The 14,288-nt window shown below is 61.9% G+C and carries 10 protein-coding genes; 6 read left to right on the forward strand and 4 right to left on the reverse strand.

Annotation, left to right across the window (positions count from 1 at the left end; genetic code table 11):
- Positions 1 to 51 precede the first annotated feature (51 nt).
- Together AC5P8J_RS18170 and AC5P8J_RS18175 are read right to left on the reverse strand one after the other, a co-directional pair.
- On the reverse strand, positions 52 to 390 hold the full coding sequence (locus tag AC5P8J_RS18170; RefSeq protein WP_021204665.1) for a hypothetical protein: 339 nt from the start codon (positions 388 to 390) through the stop codon (positions 52 to 54).
- 54 nt (positions 391 to 444) lie between these two features.
- Positions 445 to 891: a hypothetical protein gene (locus AC5P8J_RS18175; protein WP_021204664.1), complete on the reverse strand. Its 447-nt coding sequence runs from the start codon at positions 889 to 891 to the stop codon at positions 445 to 447.
- Between the two features lie 415 nt (positions 892 to 1,306).
- On the opposite strand from AC5P8J_RS18175, the gene AC5P8J_RS18180 reads away from it, so the two are divergent.
- The 6 genes from AC5P8J_RS18180 (at position 1,307) to AC5P8J_RS18205 (ending at position 10,067) form a co-directional block, all read left to right on the forward strand.
- Positions 1,307 to 2,344: a S41 family peptidase gene (locus AC5P8J_RS18180; RefSeq protein ID WP_227854285.1), complete on the forward strand. Its 1,038-nt coding sequence runs from the start codon at positions 1,307 to 1,309 to the stop codon at positions 2,342 to 2,344.
- Between the two features lie 3 nt (positions 2,345 to 2,347).
- Entirely contained in the window at positions 2,348 to 2,683 is a 336-nt protein-coding gene (locus tag AC5P8J_RS18185; RefSeq protein WP_021204662.1) for a hypothetical protein, read from the forward strand.
- A gap of 49 nt (positions 2,684 to 2,732) precedes the next feature.
- The gene (locus tag AC5P8J_RS18190; RefSeq protein WP_021204661.1) at positions 2,733 to 3,167 is read left to right on the forward strand and encodes an SseB family protein; all 435 of its coding nucleotides are present in this window, start codon (positions 2,733 to 2,735) and stop codon (positions 3,165 to 3,167) included.
- A gap of 280 nt (positions 3,168 to 3,447) precedes the next feature.
- Entirely contained in the window at positions 3,448 to 8,700 is a 5,253-nt protein-coding gene (locus tag AC5P8J_RS18195) for an RHS repeat protein (RefSeq protein ID WP_478436039.1), read from the forward strand.
- A gap of 6 nt (positions 8,701 to 8,706) precedes the next feature.
- Positions 8,707 to 9,609, forward strand: coding sequence for an RHS repeat-associated core domain-containing protein (locus AC5P8J_RS18200; protein WP_478436038.1), 903 nt, complete (start codon positions 8,707 to 8,709; stop codon positions 9,607 to 9,609).
- Complete coding sequence (locus AC5P8J_RS18205) at positions 9,606 to 10,067, forward strand: DUF4265 domain-containing protein (protein WP_021204658.1); 462 nt, start codon at positions 9,606 to 9,608, stop codon at positions 10,065 to 10,067. The genes AC5P8J_RS18200 and AC5P8J_RS18205 overlap by 4 nt, the downstream gene beginning before the upstream one ends.
- A gap of 844 nt (positions 10,068 to 10,911) precedes the next feature.
- On the opposite strand, the gene AC5P8J_RS18210 is transcribed toward AC5P8J_RS18205, so the two are convergent.
- Together AC5P8J_RS18210 and AC5P8J_RS18215 are read right to left on the reverse strand one after the other, a co-directional pair.
- Positions 10,912 to 12,132, reverse strand: a complete 1,221-nt coding sequence (locus AC5P8J_RS18210) for a multifunctional CCA addition/repair protein (protein WP_495217022.1) — start codon at positions 12,130 to 12,132, stop codon at positions 10,912 to 10,914.
- Positions 12,133 to 12,251: 119 nt separating this feature from the next.
- Positions 12,252 to 14,237, reverse strand: coding sequence for a transglycosylase SLT domain-containing protein (locus AC5P8J_RS18215; protein WP_111102092.1), 1,986 nt, complete (start codon positions 14,235 to 14,237; stop codon positions 12,252 to 12,254).
- Positions 14,238 to 14,288 lie beyond the last annotated feature (51 nt).

The following is a 14,288-nucleotide window of genomic DNA, read 5'->3' on the forward strand; positions in this document are numbered from 1 at the left end:
CCTTGGTCGACACGTCCTGAAATGCCGTTCGCTTTGGGCGATCGGGAATTGCTATGAATTTATGAATCCGTAGATGAGATTACCTTTCTCGAAATGGACATGAAGAATGGCTTCGCTGGGCTCGCCATCCCCGAGGAGATAGCACTCAACTGCAATGTCACCATCACCATAGTCATACGTGGTCATCAACGGTATCAAGTCGCCTGCTGCGCCGTACGCAGGTAGAGGGATGGAAATGGCGGCACCTTCTAGGAAGTACACCGGCAGAAGCTCGTAGATTTCCAGAATCATGACTGAGGTCAGGCCAAAGTCCTCCTGCAGTGTGCTGCTATCCCGATCTGATATCGCCTGCACGAATTTCCGAAGTAATTCATATCTCTTGTCGTCCATGGCTTGATCTGATGGCTTTCTCATGGGGCGAGTTTTCCAGCAGGATTGCAACATCTAGCAGCATTCGTTGGCTCGTATCGGCAGCAGCTCGGGCGCGACCAGCGCCCCGGCATGATCGGCCAACACCACCACCGCATGCAGCAACCCTTCCTCCACCTGCGGCGGACACTGCGCCTGCGCATCGTCCGTCTCGCGCGCCGACTGTGCAGCCAGCAACACGCCGCCGCAGGCGGACAATGCGGCAAGGCAGCGCGTTGCCTCGGCCAGTTCCCGACCGCGCGCCTCGCTGAGTTGCCGCTCGCGCCACGCCTGGCCGTCGGCTCCGTGGCTGTGAGCGACGCCGTGCAACCGCGCGAAGAATGCGGAGGGCGGCGCCTGTTCGTGGACTTCGGTGAGCGCATCTTCCAACGCTTCGGCTGCGGTAGTGGACAGCTGCAGGCCGGGCAATGCAGCACCGAGCAGTGCATGCAGGCGTGGATAGGTGGGGTAGGGCGTGTTCATGGCAGCAACCTCACAAGGCAAGGCCACCTGCGGGATGCAAGGTGGCGGGCGGTGCGGGTTGGCGTGCCGGTGAAGCTCTTCACGAGGAAGGACGCCGGCGGATCCGGGGATCCCCACGCACCGCCCGCCGCAGAACGACGGACGGTGCATTGTTCGGGCCGGCAACGACGTTGCAAGCCCGCTCGTGAAAAGCTTCATTCAGGACGCCAATCCCGGTCAGCGCAGGAAGCGCCGACGGAGGCAACCTTCTCGCGTTCTACGTGGCGATGACATGGGCAAAGTTGCAATTTACTGATCGCGTGCACGCTGTCTTGCTGCAACCCGCGGCGGGGCCAGATACGACAGTTCGCGCATGGCGAAAGCCATCACCTGCGGGCTATGCTGTGCGCCTGCCTCAACGACAAGGAAACGTCACATGCAGGTTCGCAAGGGAGTGCGTCGCATTGGTGCGCTGGTGATCGCGCTGGTGGCTGCCAACGCCATGGCCGATACGCCCAAGGCAATCGAAGTGCCCTCGCCGGAGGCGGAGGCCGAGATCCTCAACCTGCTTGAACGGCAGGCGCTGTATCGCGACCGGGTGGACTGGCCTGGCACCCGCACACGACTGCAATCGGTGCAGGGCGACCCCGTGAAGCGGCTGGCGTTGCTGCGCGAAGCCATTGCGGTCAGCACGGGCAATCATGGCGTATGGACGACGACCCAGCGCCAGAGCGAATCCCTTGCGCGCGCTCAGCAGGTCGCCGCCGCCGCCGTGGAAAGGGCCAAGGCCGCCGATGCGGTGGATGCGCGCATCGGCTGGCTGGTCATCGAGGGCTATGCCTCCACGCCCGGCGCGACGCCACAGGAAGCGTTCCGCCAGAACATCCAGCGCGCCGCGCGGTGGCAGCAGGTCATCCGTAGCATGGACGACGGCATGCGCTGTGGCTGGATCGTCGACCTGCGTGACAACAGCGGTGGCAACATGTGGCCGATGCTGCTGGGCATGGCACCGCTGCTGCGCACCTCGGTGGTGAACAACGAAGATGTGGGGGCGTTCGAAACCGCACAGGGGCCGGAGCGCTGGACGTTGACCGCGACCGCCGTGCAGCGTGCAGGCAAGTCGGTGCTGGACTTCGGCCAGTCCGGGTATGTGCTGCGGCAGCCCGGCGCGCCGGTGGCAGTGCTGTTTGGACCGCGCACCGGCAGTTCGGGCGAGGCCTCGGCGCTGGCGTGGCGTGGTCGTCCGCAGACGCGGAGTTTCGGTCAGCCCACTGCGGGTGTCTCCACTGGCAATGTCGTGCACACGCTTGCCGATGGCAGCCGCCTGCTGCTGACCACCAGCGTGATGCGGGACCGCAATGATCGTGGCGACGGCTTGAAGATCGAGCCCGACCAGCGCGTCGAGGGTGACGCCGCCACCGTGGCCGCCGCCCAAGCCTGGCTGCTGGCCCAACCCGCCTGCCAGGGCCGCTGATCCATGATCCTGATCGGCCAGCAGGAGCGGGTGGTGGTGGTCGGCCCCACCGAGGCCCACCACTGCCTGCGCTGCCAGACGGAAACCGAGTTCGCGCCCCAGTTGCGCTACAAGATGGCGCGCATCGACCTGCTGTTCGGCCTCACCTACCATCGCCGTTATGAGCTGGCCTGCACCCGGTGCGGGCACGGCTGGGTGCTGGACACCGACACCATGGACCAGCAGCTGGGTGGGGTGCCGATCCCGTGGCGGCACCGCTTCGGCCTGCCGCTGATGCTGGTGGTGGTGGCCGGTCTGGCGGCGTTGGGCTGGCTGTGGCGGCATGGATTCCTCGGTTGAGGAGCGGGCCTGCTAAAGTCTGCCCTGCAATCACGTACCGGAAGCGACCATGGACCACGACACCCCGTTCGACCCCCTCAACGACCTCGAGGTGCGCCTGCTGCAGGCCCAGGACGGCACGCTGACCGCAGCGCAGTTCCTCGATGGCCTGCTGACCTCGACGGCGTTCGTGCTGCTGGACAAGGCCATTGGCGAAGATGGCGCCTGGGACGAGAGCATCTCGCCGCTGGTGCTGACCAGCGAAAGCGGCGAACCGATGTTCGCGGTATTCACCGCCCCCGAGCGCGCGGGCCTGTGGCACGAGCAGCTGCCGCAGTTTGCGCATGCCATGCCGATCGCGGTGCACGCGCTGCTGGCCGGTATCGGCGACGGCGTCGGCCTGGTGCTGAACCCGGGCCTGGACGTGGGCATGGAGATGATTCCCGATGCCGTGGCCCAGCTGAAGCAGCGTGCGGCGGCGATCACCCGTGGGATGGCGCACTGATCCAGGGAATTGGGGTTGCCGGCCAGCGGCCGGCACTACCAATAGCGGTGCACGCGGCTGTCGCGGATCAGCGGGCCGCCGCGAAGGCTTTTACCCGCGCCTTGGTGGGAGAGACAGTGTGTCTTCTCCTATTGAGGGTCAGTCTTTTCTGACTCTCACACAGCTGACAAATGTGATAGCGTCGCTTCGGGCGGCGTAAGGATTGTGCAGTCGCCTTCGGGAAAAGGACGGTGCAAGGCCGGCCTTTGGGAAATGGAATCCAAATCTGAAGGAATGCCTAGTGATCGATGCATTGCGTCGTGTTGCGTTGCGTTCGACTGTGCTGCCAGTTTTCTTGATCGGTCTTATTATCTCGGGACCAGTCGCGGCTCAGTCGGTTGCGGACGGTATCCATCCCTATTTGGAATACCGGAAGCGAATCCAGAACGCTGAATCGCTGTCCACTTTGGATACGGGGCTGTTCGGCGAGGGCGTAAGTCTATACGACGGAAGCACGCAGTTCCGCGTGGTCGAAATCGACCTGCCAGGCAACAGTAATCTGCCCGTGCAGTTTGCACGCCGATTGAATATGCAGTTGCAGCCGCAAGGTAGCATCCGCGACCACGATGCTCGCCTGTTGGGCCTGGGAAATTGGGATGTTGAAGTGCCTCATGTGGCGGTAACCTACGCGAATTCCACCGGTCTTCCTGCAAGGGTATGCACTGTGGGGAGTGTGCCGGGCAGCGGCATCTTCAATGTCAGGGAGTTCTGGAGCGGGCTCAACGTACACCTCCCAGGTCGAGGCGACACTGCCATGCTTGGCATTATCGCAGGCACCCCCTTGCCTACTGCAGGAACGAGCACCCGACTTACAACCAAAGAGCGCGATGCTATTGACTGCATCACTATGGACAATGGTAGTCGCGACGGGTTCCGGCTTACAACGACCTCGGGTGAGCGCTACTACTTCAATCAATTGACCACGCGCCGTGAGGCACCGTTGCAGAAGCTCGTACCCACTACGCGTGGCAACGATCCGGTGTCAGTCATCCTGGAGCGAACGCGCTATTACCTTTTGGCAACCAGGTTGGAGGATCGGTTCGGAAACTGGGTCCAGTTCTCATACAACGGCGAGGGCCTGCCCACGCGGATCTGGAGCAACGACGGGCGCGAAATCGGGTTTGTCTACAGTCAGGGACGAATGACCAGTGCCACTGCCAATGGGCGCTCCTGGGGCTTCCAGTACCAGACGACCCTGGCGGAAAACCTGTTGACAAAGGTCACTCGTCCAGACGGTAGCTCATGGCGCTATGCCTACTCAGGAACACTTCTGCCGTCGGCCCCGCTACCCATCGATACGCTGCCAGGCTTGCCGTGGTGTAGGGACTCCTCCCTTCCGCTGTCAGCTGACTATGTTGTGACTGCAACACATCCGGCGGGCGCTACGGGTACCTTTTCGTTCGTTAATCAACGGCATTGGCGACACGGCGTGCATCTCACCGAATGCATGCAGAAGGGCGATCCCCGTGAGGATCCAGAGTACGTATTGGGTGTTCCTCATTTCTTCGATGTACTCAGCATCGTCGGCAAGGCCATCACCGGTCCTGGCCTGTCGACCATGCAGTGGACCTATGACTATGGCAATTCTCCTTCTGACCTGTGGGGAAGCCAGAATGAGCCCGCCGTCTACCCTTGTGCGACGTGCATCCAGACGAAGGTCGTACAGGTTCGTCGCCCGGATGCTACTACTCAGAAGTTGACCTTTGGCAATCTCTACATGCTCAACGATGGGCGGGAACTGCGCGAGGAGGTTCTCGATGCCCAAGGGCGTGTGGTACAGACACGATCCAGTGACTACTTGGCCGATGCTTCGGCTGCCGGTCAACCCTTCATTGGGGAGTATGGTGCGATTCTCGGAAGCTTGAACGATCCAGCAACAGTTCGCGTGCGTCCTGTTACGCGGACACAGTTGCAACAGGACGATACTACCCACACTTGGCAAGCGGCAGCCTACGACCGCTTTGCACGCCCAGTGGAGCAAGTTCGCACTGGACCTAGCGGATCCGTTCGTGAGCGGCTCGATTATCACGACAATACAGTTCACTGGGTGTTGGGACAGCTGTCACGAGTGACCGATCTTGCCAGTGCAACCATAGTTGCCGAAGCGGCCTTCGATGCCAATGCCATGCCAGTCGAGACGTTCGCATTTGGAAAACGGACCCAGACAAGGACTTATCATGCAGACGGTACCGTCGCATCGGTCCGTGATGGAAACGGCAACACCACTAAACTCTCCGAGTGGAGGCGCGGGATTCCTGGGCTGGTGCAGTTTGCAGACGCGACGACGTCAAGAGTTCTGGTTGACGAGAATGGTTGGATAGCAAGCGCAACTGATGAAAGTGGATTTGCCACCAGCTACGGCTATGATGCAATGGGGCGAGTTGCCAGCGTCGTCTATCCCGCAGGGGATGCGGTGAACTGGACTCCGATGACCCGCGTCTTTCAACAGGTGGGTGCGGAGGAGTACGGCATTCCTGCGGGGCATTGGCGACAGGACATCGCAACTGGAAATGGGCGCTTGGAGACGATCTATGATGCCCTCTGGCGACCCGTTTTTACGCGCGAGTACGATGCTGCCAACATCGCGGAAACGCAGCGGTTGCAGCGCTTCAGCTATGACCATGAAGGTCGGCTGTTGTTTGCGTCTTACCCGGGCAGGGGAGCGAATCTGACCACGGGAAACTGGAGTGAGTACGACACGCTCGGTCGCAGGACTGCTGCTATCCAAGACAGTGAGCTGGGTACGCTGGTAACAGTGACCGAGTATCTGCCAGGCGCCCGAATCCGGGTGACCGACGCGCGCGGAAAGCAGACCCAGACCAGTTTCCAGGCTTTCGATAAGCCGGCCTACACGGCCCCGATCGCTATCGTGAAGCCTACAGGCGTCGTGCTGGATATACCGAGAAATGTATTCGGTAATCCGGTGAGCGTTACGCAGCGTAGCAGCGATGGATCGGTCTCGCTGACACGTCGATATGTCTACGACATGCATCAACGTCTTTGCAAGAGCATCGAGCCTGAGACTGGTGCCACTACGCTTGGCTACGACGCGTCCGACAACATCCTCTGGTCAGCCACGGGAATGAATCTTCCCGCAGTCGACTCCTGCGATGCATCCAGTGCCTATTCCTCTGGACGTCGCGTAGACCGTGGCTACGACGCCCGCAACCGGTTGAGGACCTTGACGTTCCCGGATGGCAACGGCGACCAGCAATGGGTCTACACCCCAGATGGGCTACCGCAGCAGGTTACGACGAGGAACGCCATCAATACCAGTCCGGTCGTCAACACATACGTGTACAACCGGCGGCGATTGCTGGTGGGCGAGAGTGCCACGATTGCCGGTGCGTTCAACTGGGCGCTTGGCTATGGCTATGATGCGCGCGGCGTGATGGCCAGCATCCAGTATCCCAGTGGCCTGTCGGTTGATCTGGCGCCCAACGGTCTGGGGCAGATCACGCGTGTTGGGGGATTTGCATTGGGTGTTTCCTATCATCCCAACGGGGGTATGCGCGCATTCACTTATGGAAATGGCATCGTCCATGGCATGACCCAGAACGCGCGCCAGTTGCCTGGGCGCGTAACAGATTCCGCAGGTGTGCTGGACGATGTCTACAGCTACGACGGCGGCGGAAACGTGACGAGGATCGAGGACGTTCTCGACGCGGGTCGCAATCGGACCATGCAGTATGACGATCTGGACAGGCTCACCCGGGCGAGCTCAGCAAGATTCGGTGGCGACGGAGTAATGACCTATAGCTACGACGCACTGGACAACCTGCGATCAGCTCGATTAGCCGGAGTGAAAGACCACATCTACTGGTATGACAGCAACAATCGTCTTACCAATGTGCAGTCTTCCGATGGTGCAACCACCATGGGGCTGGGATATGACGTGCAGGGCAATCTCGCCACGCGCAATGGACAGGCCTTCAGGTTCGATTTCGGAAATCGCCTGCGCGAGGCTGAAGGTGCCGAAAAGTATGCTTATGACGCACATGGGCGTCGCGTGCTGAGCCAGGCGCCAGGCGGGGATATCCTGTCGCTCTACGACAGCGCAGGCGTGCTGCGCAGACAAGAAAACCAGCGGACGGGTGAAGGCACGGAGTACATTCACTTGAATGGCAGTCTGCTTGCCAAGTCTGTGACCGCCATGGCGCCGGGGGTGCCGGTGATTACTGCGCCCTCATTCAGCAGTACTGGGAGTTTCACGGTTGGCTGGTCGAGCGTAGTGGGTGTATCGACTTATGAGCTGCAGCAGAGAACCGGACAGGGGGGCTGGCTCTCTGCCTATTCTGGATCGGCGCTGGCATGGTCGACCACTGGCAAGCCTGCCGGGAGTCATGGGCTCAGGATTCGCGCTTGCCGTGCCGTACTGTGCGGCGGTTGGAGCGCCGAAGTGACAGTGGTGGTTGAGTTGGCACCGACGGCTGCGCCCACGATCACGGCTCCAGCCAGCGCAACGGGCGGCAACTACATTGTGGGCTGGACAGCGGTTGCAGGCGCTACCTCATACAGGTTGGAAGAGCAGAAGGATGCCGGTGCGTGGGGGGAAGTGCAGAATTCTGCAGAGCGCAGCCGATCTTTCAGTGCGAAGCCAGGCGGAACTTACGGGTATCGTGCACGTGGCTGCAACACGAGTGGCTGTGGTGTCTATTCCCAAGCTGTGACAGTGAAGTCCGTTCATCTGCCGACTTCGGCCCCGGCATTGAACGCTCCAGCCAAAGTGCTGGGGTCTGCATATTCGATCAATTGGAACGCGGTGAGCAACGCCACTTCGTATCAACTGGATGAGCGCTTCAATGGAGGAGGCTGGGCTACCATTTCCAGTGCGGCGGCCGTCAGCTACGCCGCTTCCGGCCGCGCTCATGGGGTGTACGAATACCGCGTTCGAGGCTGTGCTTCGGTAGGGTGCGGACCATATTCGGGCGTATCCGCAGTCCAGGTGGTGATTGCTCCGGCAGCAGCGCCGTCGATCAGTTCGCCAGCGTCGAGCAACACGGGTAGCTACACCGTGAACTGGTCGTCTGTGGACCGCGCAACGAGCTATCTGCTGCAGGAGCAGATCAACGGCGGAGGCTTTGGCAACCTTCAAAACGACGGGTCGCAGCAGCGAGCTGTCAGTGGCAGGAGTAACGCTACTTATGGATATCGAGTTGCCGCATGTAACGAAGCGGGCTGCAGTGTCTTCTCGCCAGCTGCAGTCACGGCGGTGAACATTCCTCCACCAATTCCAGAAGCACCGGTCCTGTTTGAAGCCTGGTACTACTATTCCGAGGGACATACGACCTACCAAGGCGGGTGGACGGAAGTTGCGGGCGCCACGCGTTATGAATTCAGCGGAACGGCGGGTTGTGTGGCCACGCTTCCTTTCTGCTCAGTTGTTGTGCGTGGCATGCCCAAAATCACTGCCTTCCGGGTTGTAGCCTGTAATGCGAGCGGCTGTTCCCGGCCGTCCAACGAGTTGGTAGTGCAGGATGGCTTTGAGCGATGAATTGCCATGAAGGCCGTCTGGGAGGCGACAGTGATGCTATCGATCATTTTCAGAACGTTGCTGATCTTGACTCTGGTTGCGTGGGGCTCTGCTGCCAGGGCGCAGACGATCACCTATATCCACACCGATGCGCTTGGATCGGTGGTGGCCGAATCGGATGCCAATGGCGCAGTGACCAAGCGCCACATCTATGAACCCTACGGGACAGTAGTTGGTGGTCAGGTTGATGATGGTCCTGGATATACCGGGCATGTGAGCGATTCGGCCACTGGGCTGAGCTACATGCAGCAGCGGTATATGGATCCGCAGTTGGGTATATTCCTGTCGGTGGATCCGGTGACGGCACATCAACAGCCAGCTAGCCAATTCAATCGATACCGATATGCGGACGGAAATCCCTACAAGTTCACGGATCCTGATGGGAGGGCCGCGCTGCAACTGCTCGTTCCTTTCGTCTTCATTCCGATTGCTGGTGCGACCATCTACTACACAAGTACCACTCCTGAACAACGTGTGGAACTTGGCAATAGGCTGGAAGCGGGAATCAGGGAGCTGGTGCAGGAGTCAAAACCGGCACCACATGAGCCTGCATTGAAGAGTGATGGTTCGATAGTCTCGGATCGAGAGCCTGGAAGTGATGGAAAGCGTGGCTCAACTGGAGGGCCTGGTGCGGGGAAGCGGTTCCCGAAGGAGTCTCCCGAAGCTAAGGGGAGCAAGGAGGGTGTCCCATGCGTCTACTGCGGAGTTCCTACAACCAATACGCAAGGATTGCCAAATTCCCGAGAGAGGGACCACATTGATCGAAAGTCGAGAGGTGGAAATAATAGTCCTGAGAACGAGAGAGACGCCTGTAGGACGTGCAATCGAGACAAGGCGGCAAGGAACCCCGATGAGTGGAGTGGAAGATGAATGACAGAGCGACGAAGGTGAGATTTGCCTTGGATGACGGCGGGGTGGAGATTATGCATGTCCGACTTTTGCCGGATGGTTCGCTTGTGCTGGACAATATTCCATTTTATGCATACGGGGTTAGTTGTGGAGATACTATCGCGACGGAGCGTGACGAAGATGGCTTAATGTTCGTGGGAGTTCTCGCTCGGGGGGGGCATTCCACATATCGAGTCAGGTTGCCAGCATTCGCAGGAGATGAGCGCTTCCTGATGCGTTGGTCAGAACTGGAAGTTCTTGGCTGTACCTACGAAGGCTCTAACGTTGGTGAAAGACTACTCTATGCCGTGGATGTGCCGTCTCACGCTGCAGTGGCCGAAGTGTATAGGCTCTTGGAGCAAGGTGAGAGCGAGGGTGATTGGGAGTTTGAGGAGGGATTCTACTGTTCTCCTGATTTCATTTCTTCGGAACTTCACTAATCGTGGTCTTACCATGTTTTTCCTTTGCATTGGGGTTGCGGCGGCGAAAGTTCAGTGGGAAGGAAGTCGATGAGCGTAGGGTCATCAACTCGCAGAATTTCCTATTCGGATCCTTAAGCGCATCAAGGCTCTCATGTCTCCGGTGAAATGTTCTGTTCCGGTCCTCAGGCGCGGCGAAACGTCCCCATTGTTTAGCCCATTGACGGTAGCCCAAGGGCTCCCATCAGGCATTCGACTACTCTCAGGCATGGCCGCCCATTCACCGTGCGGTTTAAGGCGTACGCGGGGCTGGTATGCGTCACGATGCGAACGGGCAGAAGCAATCCTCCAAGAAGTCCATCGGCAAAGCGGGCGCTTCTCCGGCGCAGCGAGGCCTGCAACTCGTATTCGCCCAATCGAATTCTGTTCGGATTGCCACCTCCGATCGAGTTCGAAGGCGTGGATACGAATTAGATGGTTGTAGTCATGGATGGGGCAGGGAAGTGACCCGGCACTGTGACCCAATTGAAGCAACGGGCTGCGGCGATCAACCGTGGGAAGGCGCACTGATCGAGGAAGCTAAGGCGGCAGGCAAGTACGTACTGTTCAATGGAGAGGAGCATCGTGGGCAGGCGTTCTAACCGATCGCTGTGGGTCTATGAGATCGGCCTTGTTGCGGGTTTGGCACTGGTAGCTGCGTTCATCACCCGGTTCAATCCGGTGGAGACACTCCGGCTGGGTGGATGGCTGTTCCTCTTGATGCAACCCATCTTGTTGGGTGCTCATGCTGTCGACCACTTCTCGCGTAAGCGTCGTCGATAGACGGGCGATCGGTGCCGGCCAGCAGCCGGCATCACCAGGTGCTTCAGCGGGCGGCGGCGATGGCTTTCACCCGCGCCTTGGCCAGCGCTTCGCCGATGGCCGGGCCCTTCAGATGCGTGGTATCCAGATCCCGCGCCTGCACTGACAGCGCCGCCTGGTGCAGGCGCTTGAGCGTTTCGCCCTGTGGGTAGTCGGCGTCCTCGAAGCCGAGCCGGCCGCGCTTGTCGGCCTCGCAGCACAGTGCGATGCGGGCCACGCGTTCCGGCCGGCGCAGCGCATCACAGCGGCCCAGCAGTTCCAGCACGGTGGCATCGCGCAGTTCATCGATGCGGTGCACGTTCAAGTGCTCGCGGCACACCGCTTCGGCCAGCTGCTGGTGTTCGGTGGGAATCTTCAACCGCGCACACAGTGCCTTCAACGGCTTGATGCCGCGCTGCTCGTGCATGATGTGGCGCGGCCATTCCTCCGGCGGGGTCAGGCCCTTGCCGAGATCGTGGGTGAGGGCAGCGAAGCCGACCAGGTCATCACCCGGCGCCAGTTTCGCGGCCATGTCGCTGACCATTTCCTGGTGGATGCCGGTGTCGACTTCCGGGTGGAATTCGGCACGCTGCGGTACGCCGTACAGCGCTTCCAGCTCGGGCAGGATCGGACCCAGCGCCTGCGCATCGTGCAGTGTGCGCAGGAACGCGGAGGGCCGCTCACTGACCAGCGCCTTGCGCAGTTCCTGCCAGACGCGTTCCGGCACCAGCGCGTCCAGTTCACCGCTGGCGGCGACCTCGCGCATCAGTGCCATGGTCTCTTCGGCGACGCTGAAGCCCAGTGGTGCAAAACGGGCCATGAAGCGCGCCGCGCGCAGCACGCGCAGCGGATCCTCAACGAAGGCCGGCCCGACATGGCGCAGCACGCGCTGTTCCAGGTCACGCACACCGCCATAGGGATCGACCAGCGTGCCGGTGTCTTCGTCGCAGGCAATCGCGTTGATGGTGAAGTCGCGGCGCTGCATGTCTTCTTCCAGCGTCACCGCCGGATCGGCATCGACCACGAAGCCGCGATAGCCGCGGCCGGATTTGCGCTCGGTGCGCGCCAGCGCGTATTCCTCACCGGTCTTCGGATGCAGGAACACCGGGAAATCACGGCCGACGGCGGTGTAGCCCTGTGCTTCCATCTGCGCGGGCGTGGCGCCGACCACCACCCAGTCGCGGTCGCCGGCAGGGCGCTGCAGCAGGCGGTCGCGCACGGCGCCGCCGACAAGATAGATCTTCATGGTCGGGATCATCGCATGCCCGACTTGTAGAGCCGAGCCCATGCTCGGCTGCTCAGGCGGTAGCGCTACCGGACAGAACAGCAGCCGAGCGTGGGCTCGGCTCTACAGAAGGCGGGTGATCAATCGCCGCCCTGCTCGGCGTCGGCCGCGCAGCTGAAGCGCTTGCGCTTGTCCACCAGGCGGCCCATCAGGCGGTCGCTCAGCGGCAGCGCATCACCATTGAGGCGCCAGTCGTAGATCACGCTGAAGGCCAGCACGCGGGCCACGTACTCGCGGGTTTCCTTGTAGCTGATGGTCTCGATCCACAGGTCCGGATCAAAGCCCGGGCGTTGGCCCTGCCAGCGTGCTGTCGGCGTCGGCCCCGCGTTGTACGCGGCGATGGTCACGTACGGCAGGCCGTCGTACTTGTTCATCAGCTGGCGCAGGTAGGCGGTGCCGATGGCAATGTTGGTGTCCGGGTCGTACAGGCTGTCGGCGCCGCCGTAGCCGGTCAGGCCGATGGACTTGGCCACGCTGGCACCGGTGGCCGGCAGCACCTGCATCAGGCCCATGGCGTTGGCAGGCGAGCGCGCACGCGGAGTGAAGGTGCTTTCGGCTCGGATCTCCGCAGCCACCCAGGCCGGGTCGATGGCATTGCGTGCCGACTCGCGGCGGATGGTGGCGTCGTGGTGCAGCGGGAAACGCAGGTCGTACAGGCGCTGTTCCTGCGGCTGCTTGCCGAGCGCGAACACGGCGCGGTCGAACCAGCCGTTGTCCTGCGCGACACGTACCGCCAGGCGGCGCTGGGTGTCATCGAAGCGCGACAGCGCGCTGTTCCATTCGGCCACGGCCCAGCTGGCGCGGTCGATCTGGTACAGCGCCATCGCGCGCTGGATGGCCGGGTCGCGCGCGACCGCTGCCTGTGCCTGCGCGCTGTCATTCGGCTTCCACGGGCACAGCGTGTAGCCCTGCTGCAGCTTGTCGGCGGCCAGGAAACCGTGGAAGGTCGGTGCGCGTGCGGCTTCGCGGAACAGCGGCTGCGCCTGCTGGGCCTGGCCGGTCTTCTCCAGCATCCGGCCTTCGAAGTAGCGCCAGCGCGGGTCGCTGCGCTGCTTGCTGCCCATCTTGCGGATGGCGGTCAGCGCCGCCGGCCAGTCGCCGCGCGACATCGCTTCGCGCACGCGCCATTCGTGCAGGCGTTCGTCATACGCCGATTCCGGCACCGCGTTGAGGCGGCGCGCCGAATCGGGCAGGTAGGACGCCACCGTCCACAGTGCGATCTGGTATAGCACCTGGCCCTGCTGCGCGGCACTCAGGCCCAGCGCCTGGGCGTACTGCGGCAGCTGCTGTTCGGTGGCGGCCGGGTCGGCCTTGGCCAGCTTGGCCAGGCCATCGGTGGCGATGCGCCGGCTGCGTTCGTTGCGCGGCCAGTTCAACGCGCTGGCATTGGGCTTGTCGACAAAGGCAGCGTAATTGTTCGCCAGCGCCAGGTCGGTGGCAGGCAGGCCACGCGCAGCGCTGCGCATCACGGCGGGCTGCTGCGCGTCGGCGGCGGCATCGATCCGTTCCCAGCGCAGGGCGTCGCTCAGGCCACCTTGCGCCTGCAGCACGGCGAAAACGGCATCACAGCCGTCCGGCAGCGACTTGCCGTTCTTGCGCCACAGGTCCTGCGCCTCGCTGATCCACTGCGGATCGACCTTGCCCGTCACCTGACGCGCGGTCAGTTGCGCACAGCGCAGGCCGGCGTTGTCGGTGGGCACCCAGTTGGCGAGCAGGGTGGGCCAGTCCTGGCGGCGTGCGACCGAGGGCAGCCACACGCTGCGGAACGTGTTGGCCACGGCCTGGCCGTCATAGCGCTTGAGGAAGGCCTGTGCCTGCGCGGTATCGACGGTGTCGATGTTACGGCGCAGGTTGGCGTACTCCAGCCATCCGTAAGCCGGATGGCGGCTGAGTGCAGCGGCCTGGCCGGGATCGAACTGGCCGCGTTCGGCGGCTGCGATCGCGGCCTTCAGCTGCGCGTTCTGGGCGTCGAGGGACTGGGCGTTGGCGCAGCCGATCAGCAGCGTGGTGGCCAAGGGCAGCAGGGACAGGGCAGTTGAAGTGCGTCGGGTCATGGCGACCAGCATAGCGGGCGATGGCTGAATTCAGTTTCGCATTGCGTGCACGCCGAGCGTCGG

Source organism: Stenotrophomonas sp. YJH_SMC_37 (assembly GCF_059370035.1).

Excerpts from the sequence above, each read along its gene's own strand:
- AC5P8J_RS18170 (WP_021204665.1), bottom strand. The coding sequence starts at position 390 with ATGGACGACAAGAGATATGAATTACTTCGGAAATTCGTGCAGGCGATA.
- AC5P8J_RS18175 (WP_021204664.1), bottom strand. The coding sequence starts at position 891 with ATGAACACGCCCTACCCCACCTATCCACGCCTGCATGCACTGCTCGGT.
- AC5P8J_RS18180 (WP_227854285.1), top strand. The coding sequence starts at position 1,307 with ATGCAGGTTCGCAAGGGAGTGCGTCGCATTGGTGCGCTGGTGATCGCG.
- AC5P8J_RS18185 (WP_021204662.1), top strand. The coding sequence starts at position 2,348 with ATGATCCTGATCGGCCAGCAGGAGCGGGTGGTGGTGGTCGGCCCCACC.
- AC5P8J_RS18190 (WP_021204661.1), top strand. The coding sequence starts at position 2,733 with ATGGACCACGACACCCCGTTCGACCCCCTCAACGACCTCGAGGTGCGC.
- AC5P8J_RS18200 (WP_478436038.1), top strand. The coding sequence starts at position 8,707 with ATGAAGGCCGTCTGGGAGGCGACAGTGATGCTATCGATCATTTTCAGA.
- AC5P8J_RS18205 (WP_021204658.1), top strand. The coding sequence starts at position 9,606 with ATGAATGACAGAGCGACGAAGGTGAGATTTGCCTTGGATGACGGCGGG.
- AC5P8J_RS18210 (WP_495217022.1), bottom strand. The coding sequence starts at position 12,132 with ATGAAGATCTATCTTGTCGGCGGCGCCGTGCGCGACCGCCTGCTGCAG.
- AC5P8J_RS18215 (WP_111102092.1), bottom strand. The coding sequence starts at position 14,237 with ATGCTGGTCGCCATGACCCGACGCACTTCAACTGCCCTGTCCCTGCTG.